This window comes from Bartonella sp. HY761, from assembly GCF_026743145.1.
Classification (GTDB): domain Bacteria; phylum Pseudomonadota; class Alphaproteobacteria; order Rhizobiales; family Rhizobiaceae; genus HY038.
Genome location: NZ_CP104887.1, coordinates 2,190,289 through 2,210,173, shown reverse-complemented (window position 1 = coordinate 2,210,173; position 19,885 = coordinate 2,190,289). Strand labels below are relative to the sequence as shown.

At 39.9% G+C, this 19,885-nt stretch carries 17 protein-coding genes; 5 read left to right on the top strand and 12 right to left on the bottom strand.

What is annotated here, in order from left to right:
• Positions 1-96: 96 nt before the first annotated feature.
• Positions 97-630, top strand: a complete 534-nt coding sequence (locus tag N6A79_RS09585; protein ID WP_268545765.1) for an RNA 2'-phosphotransferase — start codon at positions 97-99, stop codon at positions 628-630.
• 48 nt (positions 631-678) lie between these two features.
• Here N6A79_RS09585 and N6A79_RS09580 read toward each other — a convergent pair whose 3' ends face one another.
• From N6A79_RS09580 to N6A79_RS09565, 4 genes are all read right to left on the bottom strand, one after another.
• Positions 679-1,992 carry an ammonium transporter gene (locus tag N6A79_RS09580; RefSeq protein WP_442784231.1) on the bottom strand — a complete coding sequence of 438 codons (1,314 nt, stop codon included), beginning with the start codon at positions 1,990-1,992 and terminating at the stop codon, positions 679-681.
• A 179-nt stretch (positions 1,993-2,171) separates the two neighbouring features.
• Positions 2,172-2,792: a DNA-3-methyladenine glycosylase I gene (locus tag N6A79_RS09575; protein ID WP_268545764.1), complete on the bottom strand. Its 621-nt coding sequence runs from the start codon at positions 2,790-2,792 to the stop codon at positions 2,172-2,174.
• 21 nt (positions 2,793-2,813) lie between these two features.
• Complete coding sequence (xseA, locus tag N6A79_RS09570) at positions 2,814-4,409, bottom strand: exodeoxyribonuclease VII large subunit (protein ID WP_268545763.1); 1,596 nt, start codon at positions 4,407-4,409, stop codon at positions 2,814-2,816.
• A gap of 83 nt (positions 4,410-4,492) precedes the next feature.
• Positions 4,493-5,866: a glutamate--cysteine ligase gene (locus N6A79_RS09565; protein ID WP_182417404.1), complete on the bottom strand. Its 1,374-nt coding sequence runs from the start codon at positions 5,864-5,866 to the stop codon at positions 4,493-4,495.
• A gap of 492 nt (positions 5,867-6,358) precedes the next feature.
• Between N6A79_RS09565 and N6A79_RS09560 the strand changes: the two genes are divergently transcribed.
• Entirely contained in the window at positions 6,359-7,834 is a 1,476-nt protein-coding gene (locus N6A79_RS09560; protein ID WP_268545762.1) for a catalase, read from the top strand.
• A gap of 180 nt (positions 7,835-8,014) precedes the next feature.
• On the opposite strand, the gene N6A79_RS09555 is transcribed toward N6A79_RS09560, so the two are convergent.
• From N6A79_RS09555 to N6A79_RS09545, 3 genes are all read right to left on the bottom strand, one after another.
• Positions 8,015-8,809 carry a hypothetical protein gene (locus N6A79_RS09555; protein WP_268545761.1) on the bottom strand — a complete coding sequence of 265 codons (795 nt, stop codon included), beginning with the start codon at positions 8,807-8,809 and terminating at the stop codon, positions 8,015-8,017.
• A gap of 312 nt (positions 8,810-9,121) precedes the next feature.
• Positions 9,122-9,919, bottom strand: coding sequence for a hypothetical protein (locus tag N6A79_RS09550; RefSeq protein WP_268545760.1), 798 nt, complete (start codon positions 9,917-9,919; stop codon positions 9,122-9,124).
• Between the two features lie 226 nt (positions 9,920-10,145).
• The gene (locus tag N6A79_RS09545) at positions 10,146-12,602 is read right to left on the bottom strand and encodes a hypothetical protein (RefSeq protein WP_268545759.1); all 2,457 of its coding nucleotides are present in this window, start codon (positions 12,600-12,602) and stop codon (positions 10,146-10,148) included.
• Between the two features lie 87 nt (positions 12,603-12,689).
• Here N6A79_RS09545 and N6A79_RS09540 point away from each other — a divergent pair, with 87 nt between their 5' ends.
• The 3 genes from N6A79_RS09540 (at position 12,690) to N6A79_RS09530 (ending at position 15,278) form a co-directional block, all read left to right on the top strand.
• Entirely contained in the window at positions 12,690-13,418 is a 729-nt protein-coding gene (locus tag N6A79_RS09540; RefSeq protein WP_268545758.1) for an NAD-dependent deacylase, read from the top strand.
• 70 nt (positions 13,419-13,488) lie between these two features.
• A complete protein-coding gene (locus N6A79_RS09535; RefSeq protein WP_268545757.1) occupies positions 13,489-14,178 on the top strand; it encodes a hypothetical protein in 690 nt (229 codons plus the stop codon).
• A 101-nt stretch (positions 14,179-14,279) separates the two neighbouring features.
• Complete coding sequence (locus N6A79_RS09530) at positions 14,280-15,278, top strand: cation diffusion facilitator family transporter (RefSeq protein ID WP_268545756.1); 999 nt, start codon at positions 14,280-14,282, stop codon at positions 15,276-15,278.
• Between the two features lie 71 nt (positions 15,279-15,349).
• On the opposite strand, the gene N6A79_RS09525 is transcribed toward N6A79_RS09530, so the two are convergent.
• From N6A79_RS09525 to N6A79_RS09505, 5 genes are all read right to left on the bottom strand, one after another.
• Positions 15,350-15,865 (bottom strand): GNAT family N-acetyltransferase, encoded by a 516-nt coding sequence (locus tag N6A79_RS09525; protein ID WP_268545755.1) that lies wholly within the window; start codon positions 15,863-15,865, stop codon positions 15,350-15,352.
• 172 nt (positions 15,866-16,037) lie between these two features.
• Entirely contained in the window at positions 16,038-16,571 is a 534-nt protein-coding gene (locus tag N6A79_RS09520; RefSeq protein ID WP_268545753.1) for a DUF934 domain-containing protein, read from the bottom strand.
• A gap of 1 nt (position 16,572) precedes the next feature.
• A complete protein-coding gene (locus tag N6A79_RS09515; RefSeq protein ID WP_268545752.1) occupies positions 16,573-18,243 on the bottom strand; it encodes a nitrite/sulfite reductase in 1,671 nt (556 codons plus the stop codon).
• A gap of 78 nt (positions 18,244-18,321) precedes the next feature.
• Positions 18,322-18,615, bottom strand: coding sequence for a DUF2849 domain-containing protein (locus N6A79_RS09510; protein WP_268545751.1), 294 nt, complete (start codon positions 18,613-18,615; stop codon positions 18,322-18,324).
• Positions 18,616-18,657: 42 nt separating this feature from the next.
• A complete protein-coding gene (locus N6A79_RS09505; protein WP_268545750.1) occupies positions 18,658-19,725 on the bottom strand; it encodes an NAD(P)-dependent oxidoreductase in 1,068 nt (355 codons plus the stop codon).
• Between the last annotated feature and the right edge of the window lie 160 nt (positions 19,726-19,885).

Below are 19,885 nucleotides of genomic sequence, written 5' to 3'. Positions count from 1 at the left end.
TTGAAGGCCGCTTTTAAGCGGCCTTTTATTTTACATTTATATTTTTTGCCAAAAAATGATCAAAAAAACGCCAATTTTTTAATCTATCGACACGCTATGAGTAAACATATAAGTAAATTTTTAAGTTTGATTTTGCGCCATGAGCCGCAGAAGATTGGTTTGACCTTAGACGAAAACGGCTGGGCTAATGTCAATGAACTGCTTGAAAAAGCGGCTATTTATGGCACGGTGTTTAGTCGCCAAGCCTTGTTTGATGTGGTGCGTGATAGTGATAAAAAACGCTTTACCTTATCGGATGATAAAAAGCGCATCCGTGCTGCCCAAGGCCATTCCATTGCGGTTGATTTGGCGTTGGAAGCATCCGTGCCGCCTGCAATTTTATTCCATGGCACGGCTGAAACGAGTGTCGATTCTATTTTAAGTGAGGGTATCAAGCCGGGCAATCGTCAAAAAGTACATTTATCCTTGGATGAAGTAACCGCTTTTAAAGTAGCGCAGCGCCACGGTAAACCCGTTATTTTGCATATTGATGCAGCAAAAATGCATGAAAATGGTCTTGCTTTTTGGCAAGCGGAAAATGGTGTATGGTTAACCGATTTTGTGCCTATAGACTATATAAACTTAGCGTAAAGAAAATTTAAAAAAAGGCCGCATATGCGGCCTTTAGTTTAAGCTTTGTTAGTGGATTGTTTCACCGTGAAGTGAAATATCGAGCCCCTCAATTTCTTGCTGCTTGGTTGGGCGTAGGCCAATGGTAAATTTAATCGCATAAAGAATGATTGCGGTGACAATAGCTGAATAAACAATTGCGGCAACAAGACCAACAAATTGGATCCAAACACTAGCATCTTTGCCTGCTTCATTAATCGCAGCATCAGCAAAAACACCTGTTAACAATGCGCCAACAATACCACCCACACCGTGAACGCCAAAAGCATCAAGAGAATCGTCATAGCCAAGCAGGCGCTTTAGCCATACAGCCGAGAAATAACAGACGCCGCCGCCAATAAGGCCGATTATTAACGCGCCTGTTGGATTGACAAAACCAGCTGCTGGGGTAATGGCAACAAGACCGGCAACCGCGCCTGAAATAATACCAAGAACGCTAGGACGCTTTGACATTGACCATTCAACAAACATCCAAGCAAGAGCTGCAGCGGCTGTTGCAATTTGTGTATTGATAAAGGCAACCGCCGCAAGTCCATTCGCTGCACCAGCAGAGCCTGCATTAAATCCAAACCAGCCAATCCATAATAGTGACGCACCAATCATCGAAAGGGTTAAATTATGTGGTGCCATATTGGTTGAACCGTAGCCACTGCGCTTACCAATAATAATAGCTGCAACAAGACCTGCAACACCAGAGTTCACGTGAATAACTGTGCCACCGGCAAAATCCAATACGCCATCCTGTCCCAAAAAGCCACCGCCCCAAACCCAATGGCAAATTGGTGTGTAAACAAGCAGTAACCAAGCACCCATAAAAATTAATAGAGATGAAAATTTCATGCGCTCGGCAAAGGCACCAGTCATAAGGGCAGGGGTAATGATGGCAAAGGCCATTTGGAAAACTACCCATAAATATTCAGGAATAGTATTGTATAGCGAATTAATCGTAATGCCATGCAGGAAGAGGTAACTAAAATCGCCCCAATAGGCATTGCCTTCACCAAAGGCAAGCGAATAGCCAACAATAAACCATAAAACGCTTACCAAGCAACAAACCGCAAAACTATGCATCATGGTGGCAAGCACGTTTTTTTTGCGCACCATGCCGCCGTAAAACAGTGCAAGGCCTGGTATTGTCATAAGCAACACAAAGGCAGCGGACACCAACATCCATGCTGTATCACCAGTATCCAGAGTGGGAGCTGCAGCCCCAGCCGTTTGCGCAACAACTTCTTGCCCAAAAGCAGGGCCAATATGTGAAAGCCCAAAGCCTGAAAATAGAACAATTGCAACAAAGGCAATGTATTGTTTGAATTTCACCATAAAACTTCTCCATTGAAAGCAATGGACGCATGCGCCCTTGTCTTTTCTATAACAAGTTTCATGCCAGTTTGAAAAAACGTAATATTTTTAATGGTTTATGGTTTTGTCATGGATTTAGTTGATAAAATTTGCTTAAAATTTATGCTGTTAAAAAGTTGATGCATTAAAAATAGGCAAATTTATTGACTTTGCATCTTAGCTAATAGTGGTCGGCAAAAACATCCTTCGATATGGTCATTAATCAAGCCCATAGCTTGCATAAATGCATAAATTGTGGTGGGGCCAACAAAGGAAAATCCGCGTTTTTTTAAGTCCTTTGATAGGCGTTTTGATGCTTCGCTGACGGGATTAGCTTTTAATGTTGCAAGATCATATGTGGCAAATAACTCAGATTTTGGCGGTTTGAATGACCAAAAATAGCTATCAAGAGAACCTTTTTCTTCCACTATTTTCAAGGCGCATTTGGCATTATTGATAACCGAATTGATCTTGCCGCGATGGCGCACAATGCCGCTATCGCTTAACAGCGCTTCAACCTTTTTGTCATCATAATTTGCAATAATGTTAAAGTCGAAACCATCAAATGCGCGGCGAAAATTTTCACGCTTTTTTAAAATTGTATACCATGATAGTCCAGCTTGGAAGCCCTCTAGGCAAATCTTTTCAAATAAGCGAATATCGTCATGCATGGGATAGCCCCATTCATGATCATGATATGCAATATAATCTTCATTGCTGCCTGCCCAAAAACAACGCATTCTGCCGTCAAATCCTTGAACTAGACCATTATCATTGCTCATATTCATCCTCGACTTAAGCTTTTAGAAAAGTGAACCTTGTGTGTCATTATCAGGTTTGGTTATTTTTGTAGGTTTATCCGCTTTGGTAGCTTTTGGTTTTTTTGCTGGCTGGATTGTTTCTGCTTGTGAAGGCGAGCTATTTTGCAGCATCGCATTTTTAAAATGGCTGTCGCATGGGGAGCCACCAATGGTTGCTTGCCTTTCATCATCAGCAAAGCGCAAGGTTACAGCTTGATTGGCATGCGTGTCAGTTGCCCTTTTTATAGGGATTTTATGTTCATCAACAACCAACACAAAGCCGCGTTGTAAAATGCTGGTGTAAGATAGGTTCAACATTAAGCGGTTAAGTTCAGCGAGCCTTTGTTTTTTCCGCTCAATAATTCGTTTAAATGCATTAGTCATTTGCTTTTGATAACGTTCAAGCCGCTCAATACCCATTTTGCTTTGGCGGTGTAAAATATCAGAGTTTAGGCGCTTGCTAATAAGTGCAAGCTCTCGTTTCTTATTATCGATGAGCCGCGATATAGTATTGGCTGAAAACCGCTTTTTACTCGTTTCAAAGCGATAGTGCTTTTGCGCAAGATTATTCATCAAGGCGCGGTTAAGGCGCTGTGCTGCTTCATCAAAACGCCGGCGTGGCAACGCAAATAATTGGTCAACCGATGGTAGTGCGCGGGTAAGCCCAGTTAATTTTTGGCGGCGATAATCAAAATTACGCCGCATAATGCTTTCAAGACGTGCATTAAGAGTGGCAATATGCGCTTCAAGATCGCTTTTTACCGGTACTGCAAATTCCGCGGCTCCCGTTGGGGTTGGTGCGCGCATATCAGCCACATAATCAATCAAAGTCCAATCGGTTTCATGGCCAACGGCGGAAATAAGCGGAATGGTAGATTGAGCGGCAGCCATTACCACAGCTTCATCATTAAACCCCCAAAGGTCTTCCAAACTGCCACCGCCACGAGCAACAATTAATACATCAGGTCGAGGAATTGTGCCGCTAGTATCAAGCCGATTAAAGCCATTAATGCCGTTGGCAACTTCTTGCCCACTGGTTTCTCCTTGCACGCGCACCGGCCAAACTAGTAAATGCACGGGAAAGCGGTCGGATATGCGGTGGATAATATCGCGGATTACCGAGCCGGTTGGTGAGGTGATTACTCCGATAACCATTGGCATGAAGGGGAGGGGGCGTTTGCGATCATCGCTAAATAGGCCTTGTGCTGCAAAGCGCCTTTTGCGTTCTTCCAAAAGTGCCATTAAAGCACCGGCGCCAGCTGGCTCTAAATTATCAATCATTATTTGATATTTGGAAGAGCCAGGAAATGTTGTAAGCTTGCCTGTAACAATCACTTCCATGCCTTCTTCTGGCTGGAATTTTAGCTTGCTCATTACGCCGCGCCAAATCACCGCTTCAAGGCGGGCTTTGTCATCTTTAAGGGCGAAATAGGCGTGTCCTGATGAGTGAGGGCCGCGATAGCCAGATATTTCACCTCGCACCCGCACATTGCCGAAATTTTCTTCAACACTGCGCTTTAATGCGCCGGAAATTTCAGAAACAGTAAATTCAACCGCATTTGATTTTTTTGCTTCTGCAGCTTCAAAAAGATCGCTCATTGTTTATCGCCTGTCATGCAACAATATTATAGTGGCTGATGTTGGTTTACCATCAGCCATTGCTATTTTAAAAGAATGCTTATTTAATAAGCATATTCACTAAAGATTGGGTCTACTGAACCGCCCCAGATACTATTATAATCATTTAGCATTTTTGTTGCATCGCTATGGCCACGGGTAATGATTTCATCAAGCGAGTTTAAGAAATGACTTTCATCATTGCCTCTATCATTTAACTGGGCACGATTTTTTAACCCTATCCGTGAAATAGCTAATGCTTCACGGGCAAGATCTAACAAGCTTTTGTTACGAAAAACAGTTTTTAAGCCTTGTGTTGGGACTGCATTGCGCATTGCCAATACTTCTTCAAAGTTCCAGTCACGGGTTAAATCTTCGGCGGCATCAAGGGCGGTGCTATCATAAAGCAGTCCAACCCAAAAAGCAGGTAAAGCGCAAATCCGCCGCCATGGACCACCATCTGCACCGCGCATTTCTAAAAAGCGCTTTAAACGAACTTCAGGAAATAGGGTTGAAAGATGGTTAGCCCAATCACCCATATTGGGCGCATAGTCATCAACACGACCCTTGAAGCCTCCATTCATGAATTGGCGGAAGGTTATATCGGTGGCTTGATGGTAATGACCATCACGTAAAACGAAATACATCGGAATATCAAGAGCCCAATCGACATAATCGCCAAAGCTAAAATCTTTATTAAAAACGAAAGGCAGCACGCCCGAGCGCTGGTTGTCGGTGTCGCGCCAAATTTCTGACCGCCATGACAAAAAGCCGTTGGGTTTACCTTCAGTAAACGGTGATGTGGCAAAAATTGCAGTTGCAATAGATTGCAATTTCATGCCGATTTGCATTTTACGGCGCATATCAGCTTCTGATGAAAAGTCCAAATTCACTTGAATGGTTGATGTGCGATACATCATATCAAGGCCATGGCTGCCTACCTTTGGCATATAATCACTCATGATTTTATAGCGTGATTTTGGCATAACTGGCGTTTCACTTAAAGTCCATTTAGGGCTGCCACCAGCACCTAAAAAGCCAATGCCAAAAGGTTTAGCAATTTCATGTACTTGCGCCAAATGAGCATTGACTTCACGGCAGGTTTGATGCAGCGTTTCCACCGGCGCACCTGATAGCTCGAATTGGCCGCCCGGCTCCAAGGATATAGCACCGCGTCCAGTTGGTTCCACAAGGCCAATAATATTGCCCTCATCAATGATAGGTTCCCAGCCAAGCATGGCTTGCATACCTTCTAATAATGCGCGGATACCTTTATTACCAGCATAAGGGACAGGTCTATTGCCATCAATATAAAAGGCAAATTTTTCATGCTCGGTACCAATACGCCATTGGTCTGCACTTTTGCTGCCTTCTGCCAAATGCTCGATCAGATCTTGGCGTGAATGGATTTCGGTATTGTCTGTTGTATCGCGTGCCATGGTGCCGCTTCCCTGTCGAATCTAATTTTCTTGTCTTAAAACTCTTAAAGCATTTTGTACTGTCATGCTATTTTTTTTGTTTTTTCCCATGTGGAACCAAAACGAGGTTTTGATAACGTGCTGTTTTTGCGAGAAAATAAAAATTGTAATAATTTTTTCTTATAGGAAATCTAAAAAAATATAATTTGATTTTATCGAAAATTCAATTTAATTATAGAAAAAATTATGATAGATTGGAAATAGTCTAAATTTAAAAAAGAATAAAATGTTTAATATCGTCAAAATAGAATGCAAAAATAATAGTGTGATTGTAGCTAATTTATATGTATGTAAGTTATAATTTTCTAATATTTTCTATTTTATTTGCCTTAAAACAATAAGTTAAATTGACGATAAATTGCTATTTACTAAAAATTTGACGATTAGAGACTATTCCCTTGCGCAATAACTGCCCTATCTACCCTGTTTAGAATAGTTTTAAAGGAGTGTAGAATGAGTGAACGTCCTAAATTAACCACCACCGCCGGCTCACCTGTACCAGATAACCAAAACTCAATTACCGCTGGTGCCCGTGGCCCTGTGCTCATTCAAGATTATCAATTACTTGAAAAATTAGCGCATCAAAATCGGGAACGTATTCCAGAACGTACAGTCCATGCTAAAGGTTGGGGTGCATTTGGTGAGCTAACGATTACAGGTGATATTTCGCGCTATACCAAAGCAAAGGCTTTACAGCCCGGCGCTAAAACACCAATGTTAGCGCGTTTTTCGACCGTTGCTGGCGAACTTGGCGCGGCCGATGCCGAGCGCGATGTACGCGGTTTTTCGCTAAAATTCTACACAGATGAAGGAAATTGGGATCTCGTTGGTAATAATACGCCGGTTTTCTTTGTGCGTGATGCTTATAAATTCCCTGATTTTATTCACACACAAAAACGCCATCCACGCACGCACATGCGTTCCAATACCGCGATGTGGGACTTTTGGTCTTTATCGCCTGAATCCTTGCATCAGGTTACCATTTTGATGTCGGATCGCGGTTTGCCAGTTGCCCCCATGTATATGAATGGTTATGGCTCGCATACTTATTCCTTATGGAATGATCAGGGTGAGCGTTTTTGGGTAAAATTTCACTTTAAAACCATGCAAGGTCATCGTCACTATACCAATGATGAAGCCAAAATAGTTGTTGGCGAAAATCGTGAATCCTACCAAGAAGAGTTATTTGGCACGATTGAACGCGGCGAATTTCCCCGTTGGAAATTACAAGTGCAAATCATGCCGGAAGAAGATGCTGAAAAAACATCTTATAACCCATTTGATTTGACGAAAGTTTGGCCGCATTCAGAATATCCGCCAATTGATCTGGGTATTATGGAATTAAACCGTAATGCCGATAATTATTTTGCCCAGATTGAGCAAGCGGCATTTTCACCTTCAAATATCGTGCCGGGCATTAGTTTCTCACCCGACAAGATGTTGCAAGCGCGTATTTTTTCTTATGCCGATGCCCATCGCCATCGCTTAGGCGGCAATTATGAACATATTCCGGTTAATAAGCCAGTATGTCCCGTTCATCATTATCACCGTGATGGCCAAATGAACACGGTAGGCGGTATACAAAGCGGTAATCCTGATGCATATTATGAGCCAAATTCTTTTAATGGCCCATTTGAGGATAAATCTGCCCTTGAGCCACCACTCAAAATTTCAGGTGATGCTGCACGCTATGATCATCGTGAAGGTAACAATGATTATGTGCAGGTGACGGCATTATTTAATATTTTTGATGAAGGTGAAAAGGCCCGCCTCTTTAATAATTACGCCGACGCGATGAAAGGTGTTCCTGATTATATCATCGAGCGCCAACTTGGACACTTGGCCAAGGTTCATACTGATTTTGAGCAAGGAGTGCGCTCGGCTTTGAAAGCAAAATATAATTACGGTGCTGCGCGCAGTGATATTTAAAGATAGTCGCATCCGTAATCGGTAATAAAAAAAACGGCTTCAATTCATTGAGGCCGTTTTTTTAACAGTTGAATAGACAATATCTACAGCAATATGGCAATTTAGAATATGCCTCTGTTTTATTTGATTAAATTAACTTAAATCTTAGCCAAATGGAAATAATTTAACGTGGACTAACCATTAACTATAGAAGTTAACAGAAAGAGCATATTCTTGGTCTTGGTTAAAGAAAAGTTCGCTATCATTACCGTCTGAAAAAAATGTTAAGGCATCAGCGCGACCTATTGGCATGCAACCGTCAAAGATATTGGCATATTGGCTATAAATCCAATCATTATAAAGTTTTGATTTTATTGGGTTCGCTTTTTCAATATTTAAAACTTTACTATTGCGAGTAAAATTTTTGGAGTTTATAAAATTCTCATATTGATTAAATTTGCCTGTGATTTTAAAAATTTCGCGATTAATGGTAAATTCGTAAAATGTTTCAATGTAATAATTAAGGTCAAATTTTTCTGGAAAGTTTATATCCAATACTTCTTGTTTCATAAGCTCTATATAATCAGCTACTTTTAAATTCGTTTGCATTATTACATCGATATTTTGTGTAAAATAAGCTTCAAGCTGCTTGTATAGATCTTTTGCTATATCGTGACCTCTATATAGACGAAGATCACCTTGAAATGCATATAAATTATCAATAAGTTTGAAACGGGCATATCCGTTATTGTTTTCAATATTATTATATTGTTCATCAAGCCAAACGCCATTTGATGACACGAAATGTAATTTGGTATTTGGATAAGAGGGGATCGAAGATACTGTACAAAGCGGATAAAACAGCCCCTTTAAAGTATCATCGGCAAAAACCTTATCAAAGTCTGGATAAAAATCAAATTGCATCTCCTTGGGAAATTTATATTGGTCAATTTCTTTGGTTAACCACTCAGGATACAATGCGAATTCTGTTGTCATTAAAGTTCCTTTCTAAATAAGACTTTCAGTTAAGGTATTGTAGCCGACATCTATTTATTGTTGAAGCTGGAAATATTTGAAATTTTTATTCTTTTGCATTGTAAGATGCAAATTTTAACAAAATAATTTAAATCTTAAAGTTGAATTCACTTCAATATTGCTCAAACATATTCTCTTTATTGTTTGAATGAAAATTAGTACTTTGATAGTGATTTTATAAAGTATATAATATAGCCATTAGGGTGATGTTAAAACAGTTTCATAAATATTTTACTATCTTAAGGGCTAAAGAAAATATCATAGACCCGTTATTTACTCTTCGTTAAGTGTTCTTTTTTTCAATCGTCTTATCATTTCAAGTATGAAAACAGTACCTATTAATGTTATAATGATATTGAAACTTGTTCTTAATATTAGATTTTTTTTAACCAATACATAACCAAGTGTCATATTGGTTGGAAATAATTTTGATGCATAAATATCATTATTAATGTAGTAGGGCCTTTCATATAAGACCCTGCGTGTATATTGCTTTTCCTGATAAGTAATACTTATAATATCACAAATATCTTTTTTATTTTTTGATTTGCGTCTACTGTCTTTTCCCCAGAGCTTAGGTGGGCAATAATTAAAATTTGTATTATTAATAATTGATTTTGAAACTGCACCGTCTAATTTTATTGGATTTGCATATATAATCCAATCTTTTACAAGCAAAATGCCATTTTGCATTATAAAAAACGTGAGTATTAGAATAGGCAACAAAATCAGCGGTCTACTGATAAAAGCTGAAAATTTATATATTTTATCTATCAAATAATTGAGATGAGAGATAATTTTATATAAAATATTTCGTTCGCTTAGTATGTGCTTATATAGAAAAAAATTGTCATTTTCTGGCAGATGATCGAAATAGGATATAAAAATAACCAAAAAAGTAAAAGCTACAAAATAATATAGGTTGATAGGTAGAAAGCTTACAAATGCATCTAATGATACCCATAATGATATTAATAGAAATAAAAAAATTGAAAATTTTAATGTAAATGACATTAAATAAATCAATTTATACTTAAAATCTTCCTGTAATGGGGTAAGTATTTTTTGCATAATATTGCCTTACAATATATTTATTAATATAGATTTATTTTAAAAAAATATTAAAAAATAATTGGCTTTGTCAATAAAAAACTAAATATTACCGCAGATCAAAAAAGCTGCAAGAATGTTTAGAACACGTCTATTTAGTATTAAAACAGTAACGTGTTCTAAATTTTTTATTTTAGCCCATTGGTCAAATGCAAAAGAATTTGAACTTTTGATCGAATATTTTAGCCTATTTTAAAAATGACAAAAGCCGTTGCAAAAGTTTTTTAGGTTTACTGTCTTTTATAACCACCGCTAATTGAGCCCGGCTTTGCTGTGCTTCTTCAAAAATTTCTACTTGATCATGATTACTAGCCCATTCCTCAATTTCACCCAAAAGTGCAAAAGCACGCTCTAATGCAATAATACGTTCATTTCCTTCACAATGCTCGCTCCAACTGAGCAATGTTGCTACAAGATTTTGTAAGTGAACAATATATTCAACTTCTGAATCGGTCATTGTGCTAGCAGTAAGTGCTTCTTCAAAAGCTGCTACTGAACGGGCATAATCGGCATTAAGATTATCGCTATAATTGTTTTCAACCATATGTTTGAGGATTAACCCGTAATTGGATTGACTGGTAAGCCACTCTCCGGGCAATACATCTTTACGAATGCGTGATATGGCTTTCTTTATTGTTTGCGCTGCATAATGAATATAGGATTTTGCTTCTTCCCCTTCACTGCGGCGAGCTAAAGTATAGAACAAGTTTGCAATATTACTTTCAAGGCGCATCAACTCAATTTCACTTTCGCGCTTTTCTGCTGATTGCAAAGCCAGTCTAAATGCAAGCTCAGCCTCTTTTAACCGCTGTAAGCCACTTTCGCTTTGGTCATTTTCACCAATATTGGCAAGCGATAATGCTATGCAGTTTTGAAGTTTTGCTTTAAATTCTGGTGCGTCGTCACCATCAATTTTTTGTAATACTTGTCTAAAAATTTCTATCGCTTCTTCATATAAAGCAAAGCGTTTTACCGTATCGTCATTATTGGCGGCAGCATAAAATGCCATACCAAGATCAACAAGAACCGATAGCCATTGTTCATGATTATTAGCTTCAAGGGTTGATGAAATGCATTGACGTAAAATATCAATTGCTTGAAATCTAAAGCTTTGCCCATTTTTACCACCAATAAAGGTTGCTAAAGCAAGTAAATCCTTACCTAATGCCGCTTCAAGAACAAATGCACCAAAGCTATCACTTATGTCTTTGTGTGCTTCGATAACTTGCTTATAAATAGCGATGGTTTCTTCCAATATAGCAATAGCATTATCAGGATCATAACTATGGACATAGTGGGAAAGAGCAAGGGAAAGCTCTACTTTTAAGCGCCAAGTTGTGGGTGTACGGTCATTCTCAAGGCTTTTGAGTACATTGCGATAAATTTCAGCTGCTTCAATATGAGCATCACTGCGCTTTTTGCCGTTTAAGTGATTACCAAAATTATAAAGAACTTTTGCAAGCTCAATCTGATTTGAAAGCCATTGATTATTTTGGTTATGTGCTAAAGCTGGTGTATCGCTTTGTCGCAATATATCCGTGGCAAGCTGATAATAATTGTGGCATTCATCTTCATTGCCAATATTATGAAAAATTTGCGCAAGGTTTAGATATTCCTTACCAAGATTGCTTTGCATAACGGCAAGACCATAAATATCATCACTTTGCTGAAATTGGCTAATCAGCTCTTTATAAAGCATTACTGCTTCTAATGTGCTAGAAACTGCTTGTTGATCATCCAATGTTTGCGCATAAGTTGAAATTGCAAGAGCAAGTTCGATGCGTAGCCGCAAAATAACTTGGGGGGCAATCTCACTTGAAGCGGTTTGTAGTGCTATACGCATGGCATCAACTGCCGCACTTGCTGCATTGCGGCGTTGTTCATTTTCATTGAGCAGCGCAATGCGGAAAAAAGCCCGACCAAATTCAAAATGACCAAAAAACCATTCTAATGGGTGGCTTGAAGGTGTATAATAATTCAAAACAGTTTTAAGCATCTCAACCGAATGCAATAAGGCCTTTAATGGGTCTTCGATATTTAAGGTTGAAATTTCTCGCCATGCAATTGCTTCGCCCAATACTGCATCGGCCCAGTTTTCAAACTTTTCCTTTGCTTGGAAAATTTGCGCTGCCTGTTTAAAAACACCGATTGCCAATTTTGAAAACTCATGCTTATTATCCCCAAGCGAGAGGTCAGCACAGATACGGTATAGTTTACCAAGTTCTACGAGTACCAATGCTTTATCAAACAGGTCGCTTTCAAGCGAGCGCTCGTCAATTAGCTCAAGTAAAAGCTTTTTGGCGCGCTCTAGCATTAAACGGCTATTATCGCCACCTTCACGCTGCGCATAAGCGCCAATGGTACGGGCAAGAACCAAAACGGCTTCTTGATATTCACTCTTAAATTCAGCATTTTCCGCATAAAATTTAAGCGAAGGCTCAAAAGTTTCTATGGCTTTTTTATAATTGCTAAATGCCAAGCGATCATCTTCACTGGCAGCTAATGCTGCTAAAGCCGATCCAAGTTCAAAATTGGCCGCCGCCCATTGTTTTGTTTTTCGTGCACGATTATGCAATGCCAAAAGATTATCAGCTTCTTCAACTCGTTCTTGCAATTTGCTTTGCGCTTCTGCATCCATTGCCAATAATCATACTCCTGTCAAATTTAATGCGTTATATGTTTATCTGCATTAAATCATCATTTCAATTGCTTAAAAAAGTGACTTATAGATATGTATCGCTCGTCCAAAATACAAAGTGCACCTGCTATTTTAATTTTAACTGGTGCTGGAGTCTCGGCCGAGTCGGGAATACCTACTTTCCGCGATAGTGGCGGTACATGGAATAACTATTCCGTTGAAAAGGTGGCAACACCGCAAGGTTTTGCCGATGATCCACAACTTGTTTATGATTTTTACAATAAAAGACGACAGGATGCGCAACTTGCCAAGCCAAATGCTGCTCATTTTGCTCTTGCCGAATTGGAAGCAAAGTGGCCTGGCGAATTTTTATTGGTTACGCAAAATGTTGATTCACTGCATGAGGCAGCTGCATCCAAAAAAATACTGCACATGCATGGGCAGTTAAATTCTGCTCTTTGTACCGCCTGTCACAGTCAAAATCCGTGGCAAGGCGATATGGACGAACAAAGCCAATGCCCAAGCTGCGGCACTATTGGAAGTTTGCGCCCTGACATTGTTTGGTTTGGTGAAATGCCTTACCACATGGAAAAAATTGAACAGGCCTTAAGCCAATGCGATATATTTGCCGCAATTGGAACATCGGGGCAGGTTTATCCTGCTGCTGGCTTTGTTTGTATGGCATTAGAAAATGGGGCAAAAACCTATGAGATAAATCTAGATTGTGGCAATGATATATCGAGTTTTTTTGATCATTGCCTTGCAGGTAAGGCAAGTGTGACCGTGCCTGATTTTGTTGCAAAAATGCTATCGCGTCTTTAACCAAATGGTATTCTGTCGCGTTTTTTCCATTTTGCTTTAACTAAAAATAAGAGCAATAAAGGGATAATTTATGGTTCAGCGTATTATATGGGTGCTTTTAATCACCATGTCCTACTGGCTTTTTAAAGGTTATCTTTATAGCGAGGGGGTGTTTGGCTTCAGTTTCGGCTTTTTAGTATTTTTTATAATTACCAACTATGCTTTCATGCTTTTACTTTACGGCAATCTTGGTGATATTCTTGAAAAATACTTACCTGAAATTAGTATTGCTAAAACAACAAAATTTTTAATTTTTATCCCGTTATTTTTGTCGATTTCATTAGCCTTTATTTTGAATTATATTGGCCTAATCGGCGGTTATAGCTTAGCTTTTTGTGAAATGGCTTGGGTATTTGCCAACATCATAATATTCTATCTACTGGTAGCAAAACGCTATCCACCTGTTGTTAATGTTACAATTTCGCGTAAGTCTTTTGAATATTTTTTTTTAGAAAGCTATTGGGATTTTATTAGCAAGGATGAGCTGCATGTTGTGCCATTGGAAGAATATTTTGACCAAGATCAACTCATCTCTTTTATGGAAGATTATTTTACGATAGGTGGTATTGCAAAAGCCGATGTAGCGGCCAGAATTGCCTCTTTTCCTTGGCAAGATTATTTTCATAAAAAATCAAAGAAAAACTCGCTTTATTATCGTGATATTGAACGCTATTTTGTTGATTATTTTTTTGTGCAGTCGGTGCAAAATCTGGAGGTTTAATCATCTGCTTTCGTCGTCGTTTTGGCTATGGCTTCACAGTTTTGTAAAAATGCGCTAGTATTGTTAACTTATTTATTATCAATCCTAGGTGAAAAGTTAAAATGTCAACTAACGAGCCATATGTGCCGCAAAACGATAATATCGACCCTTTAGAGCAATCCTCCTTAAATCAACTAGCTGAGCAAAAGCTTCTTAAGCTTTCAGTTTTTGTAACTTTGGCCGTTGCGCTTTTTGGCGTTATTATGGGAATTATTACCAATTCCTCATCTATTATTTTTGATGGCGTCTATTCAAGTGTTGATTGTTTTTTTAGCCTAGCTGCTTTGCTTGTGGTACGCTTAATCCATTTAGATAGTTTACGCCTTAGTAAGCGAAGTCACCAATTAGCAGAGCGTTTTCAATTTGGTTTTTGGCATTTAGAGCCGATGGTATTGGCGATCAACGGTATATCTTTGTCGATTGCGGTATTATATGGTTTGTTTGAAGCTATTAATTCCATTTGGAATGGTGGGCAGGTTCCATCTTTTGATTATGCAATTCTATATGCGTTAATCGCGGTAATTGTTTGTTTTGGCCTTGCTTTTTATGAAGCGCAACGCAACAAAGAAATACAGTCAGAATTTATCGCAATGGATATTAAAGGTTGGATTATTTCTGGCTGCTTGAGCCTTGCAATCTTAATTGCTTTTTTGTTTGCTTTTGCGATTAACGAAACAAGCTATATCTGGCTTATTCCTTATATTGATCCTGTGATCCTGGCGCTTATTTGTTTGGCAATGGCGCCAATGCCGTTGCGCGTGGTTCTCAAAGCCTTAAAGGAAGTTTTCTTAATTACCCCGCGCAGCCTTGATGCTCATATTACAAATAGTGTTGATGAAATTGTTTTACGCCATAACTTTGTTAGTGCCCAAACCTATGTTGCTAAGGTGGGTCGTTCAACGATGATTGAAATTCATATTATTGTGCCACAAGATTGGCGAATTGATACAATTGCCAAGCTTGATGCAATCCGTGGAGAAATTAGCGAGGCTATTGGCGATGCTGGTCCTGACCGCTGGTTAACTGTAAGTTTTACAGGTCTTGAAGATTGGGCAGTATAATTTTTGTCTATTATGCAGAAAATCCATATCGGTTTTCTGCATAGTTTATGGGTTATACTAATTGCTGTATTTTAAGAAGCGTTAAAACTCTCATGATACTCAACGCGGCCTGTCGGCGTATCACCATTAAACGCTATTTGCATGAAATATTCTGCAGGCAGCCCTTCATATCTTAAGGTTTTACATTGTTGAAAGCCAAAACGTTGATAATAATGTGGATCACCTGCAACTACGCATCCCTTGCCACCCATGGCTTTAAGCCGAGCTAGCCCCTCATTGATCAAGGCTGTGCCTATGCCTTGGCCATGTCTTGATGGTTCAACTGCGACTGGGCCAAGTCCATACCAACCTAAATTATGACCATCAATTCTTATGGGTGAAAATGCGATATGCCCGACTATTTCATCACCACTTAAAGCAACAAGAGAAAGTGTAAGCTGGTTTGCGGTGCGTAGCGCATCAATAATCGCGCCTTCGGTGCCGTTGCTATGTTGATTATTTTTAAATGCTTCTTGGGTTATTTGGCGTATATAATCGCTATCCGCAGGGCTTTCGGCTCTTATTTCTATAGTCGTTGGGTTTACCATTTTCTAAACTCTCCATAATTCGTCAGCTAAAGGGAGATCATATTGCCAAAGTTAAGCCAAGCAAAATTTATTATTTCCATATAGCAAAAAAACAGCTTGTTCATTGAAGTTTTCAAATGAACAAGCTGTTAAATAATGTCGTTGAGATGTTAAATTTTTAAAAAAAACTGTTTTAAATGTTGCGCCAAAGACGGCGTGTTCCTGCCCCTAAGGTTTGCGTTTCTAATCGCTCAACGCCGCTTGAGGGTTGATAAAAACCAGAATATTTGATCAGCTCATCTTTTTCCAATCGCTCTTTTGTTAAAGCATGGGTAACTTCAAGGCTATCAAAGCCAGAGCGTAAGAGGTTGGATACTTGGTCAATAAGTACATCGCCGACGGCTCTTATCTCGCCTTTAAAACCGCGATTTTTTAAGCGTGCTGCCTTAGAGTAAGCTCGCCCATCTGTGTAGGCTGGCAAATCAAGAGCAATAACGGCAATATCTTCAAAAAATGGTGTTAGTGCATCTATATCATCGCTTGCCGCAACAAAAACACCCGTTCCTTTCAATGCACTTGCATCACCATTTTCTGCTCTAAATTGCAGCCAATAGGCAAAGGGCAAAATTGCGCGGTGGTTGCCAGCTTCTTCCAGCGTTTCAGCGCGAATAAAGGGATCTTCGCGAAAGCCAGCACGATCCCATAATTTAACATTATCTTGCTCCATATTAAGCGGCCTTTTCAACTGGTGGATAAAGGGCTTGTTTGAACGGCTCCATGCCAAGACGGCGATAGGTGTCAATAAAACGTTCATCCTTGTTTTCACGCAAATCAAGATAGGTATTAACCACCGTCTCAACAGCATCGACAATTCGGTCAGGCTCAAAGCCACGGCCCGTTATATCGCCAAGCGATGTATGGTTGCCATCGCAACCACCAAGGGTAAGCTGATAGAGTTCCTCGCCCTTTTTCTCAACGCCTAAAATGCCGATATGCCCAATATGGTGATGGCCGCATGCATTGATACAGCCCGAAATATTTAGGTTTAATTCGCCGATATTTTGTTGGCGCGCATTATCACCAAGGCGCGTGGAAATAGCTTGGGCAACAGGTATGGAACGAGCATTGGCAAGGGCGCAATAATCAAGGCCCGGGCAAGCAATCATATCGGTTACAAGGCCAATATTGGCATTGGCAAGATTGCGGCGGTGAAGTGCATCATATACGGCGCGCAAATCTGCTAATGCGACATGGGGTAACACCAAATTTTGCCGATAGGTAACGCGCAGTTCCTTATCAGAATAAAGCTCGGCGAGATCGGCAACCAATTCCATATCTTCGGCAGTCGCATCACCCGGTATGCCGCCAACGGGCTTTAAGGAAATGCTAACAATGCTATAATCTTCATTCTTATGGGCGGTAACATTATTTTTTACCCAAATATCAAAAGCATTATCCAATTGGCGCATTTTTTTAAGTAAATCACGTCCTTCTGGACGCGGCGTAAGATCTGGTGCAGCAAAATAGCAGTTAATCGCGTCAATATCGCTTTGCGGCAACTTCAATTCACTATTTTTAATTTGTTCAAATTCTACTTCTACCTCATTAGCATATTGTTCAACGCCCATTTCATGAACAAGGATTTTAATGCGGGCTTTATATTTATTATCGCGTCGCCCATGTAAATTATAGACACGAATTGCCGCTGTCGCATAGGTTAGCAAATCTTCTTCAGGTACAAAATCTTTGATAAGTTTGGCAACCATCGGTGTGCGGCCTTGGCCGCCACCAACATAAAAGGCAAAACCAAGGTGCCCCTTGTCATTGCGTTTAAGCCAAAGGCCAATATCATGAACTTGAATAGCCGCGCGGTCAGTTTGTGCACCAACAACAGCAAATTTAAATTTACGCGGCAAATAGCTAAATTCTGGGTGCAAGGATGACCATTGCCGCAAAATTTCTGCATAAGGGCGGGGATCGGCAACTTCATCACCTGCAGCACCAGCAAAGTGATCTGATGTCACATTTCTAATGCAGTTGCCTGATGTTTGAATAGCATGCATTTCAACTTCTGCCAATTCCGCAAGAATAAGTGGAATATCTGATAATTTTGGCCAGTTGAATTGGATATTCTGCCTTGTGGTAAAATGGCCATAGCCTTTGTCATAGCGGCGGGCAATTGATGCTAATTTGCGCAATTGGCGAGGTGATAATGTGCCATAGGGAATAGCAACGCGCAGCATATAGGCATGCAATTGCAGGTAAACACCATTCATCAACCGTAAAGGTCTAAATTGCTCTTCGGTGATTTCGCCGTTTAAGCGGCGTTGCACCTGATCTGAAAATTCGCTAACACGAGTTTTGACAAAAGCGCGGTCAAATTCATCATAACGATACATGGATTTATCCTCTTGGCAATTTAGAATTGGATATTTAAATTGCGGTAAAACATGAATTTTAAGGCAGAATTGAAAATCCTATGGATTGAGCGGTGCTGCGCCATAAGCAATAGTTGGACCATTTTGCCGAATACGCTCACGCAGCCGGATTGGGCGCAGCTGGGCATCCTTTTCATCGACATCGATCAAATTGGCATCAATAACGATGTTGGTGGCAATCCCCAATTTTTGCGCATCTTCCAAAATGCTTGTCTCTTCGGGCGTAACTGCTAGCAAAGCATTATTAGCGTCCTCGCTCCATTGCCCATTCTTGCTGTACCAAACAACGCGCCCATCACCTAATTTATTGGCTGTTAAAATTTTTGCTGCCATTTTACTCCACCCTTTAAAACAATAATGCCTATATCGCGCTTGCTATGCAGCTTTTGGTGCATATTGGTTGCTAATATTTGCGTAATTATGTTGAAATGCCACATCCGAAAGCGATGGTAAAACAGCAAAATCTTGCTGGTTAATTTCCAGTAAAGCTATATCCCTCAGCATTTGTGCTCTATCACCATAAAGGCGCACAATCTGCTTGCCGCTTTCAATTAAGTTGATAAGAAGTTTTGTGCACTCTAGATCGTCAAGGGTGTTTTTAGGAGTGACAAACCGCTGTGCATCGCGCCGGCCTATGGTTAGCAGATCTTCATCAATGCTATGATCATAAACGATACCATCGGCCATTAATAATACGCGCTGGCTGTGCAGCGTAATCTGGTCAGCGTCAAGATTTTGTGCATTTAATAAATATAAACGCCCTTTATTTTCTTTGAAAGCGTGGATAAGATCAAATGCCTCCCGTTCGGCAGCTGCTGGATTATTACGTTCCAATTCCTCAACAATTTTTCCATTAAAAAAACGAAACCAAAAATTACGCCGTGTCAAACCTTTGGCAATGGAGTTATCGACAAGTGTTCTAAGTTTTGCTGCAAGAGCAGCTACCTTACCAATTTGCGGATTTAACAAAGCCTCGATCTGGGCGCGGATCATTTGTGCAAGGACTGGGCTTGCGCCTTCTGAACCAATCGCCACCGATATTGGTGCACGATTGACAAGGGCAGGGGTGAAAAAATCGCACATATCTGGACGATCCACCACATTGACGGCAATTTTTAATTGATGTGCATAATCCGCAATAATCTTATCTTGCCCCACATCGCCATTAGCGGCAAAAATTAGCACAGCACCATAGAGATGCTCAGAAGTGAATTTCTCAGCAAGCCAAACGAAATTATTGTCTTCAAGGCTATATTCTTTGATAAAATCTAAAAGATCATCTTCGGGCGCATCAGCAATTAATACCAATGCAGCTGAAGTTTCACGTAGGAGGCGCAGTTTCGCATAGGCTTCAGCGCCATTGCCGATAATGACAATTTTTTGCCCTGCAACTTTAAAAAATGCTGGAAAGGTTGCAAGTTTCTGCGCGTCAATGCTCATCATAAACCCCACATATGTAGCCGATTTCTTTGAGTTGAATAAGTTTGGCGAACTTATCTGGTAAAAAATCAGTATTACGATATTTTCCTTAGTATCGAGCAATTTGTGCATTTGGTTAAGAGATAACCGGTTCAATTTTTTAGAATTATTCGCATTAATTTTG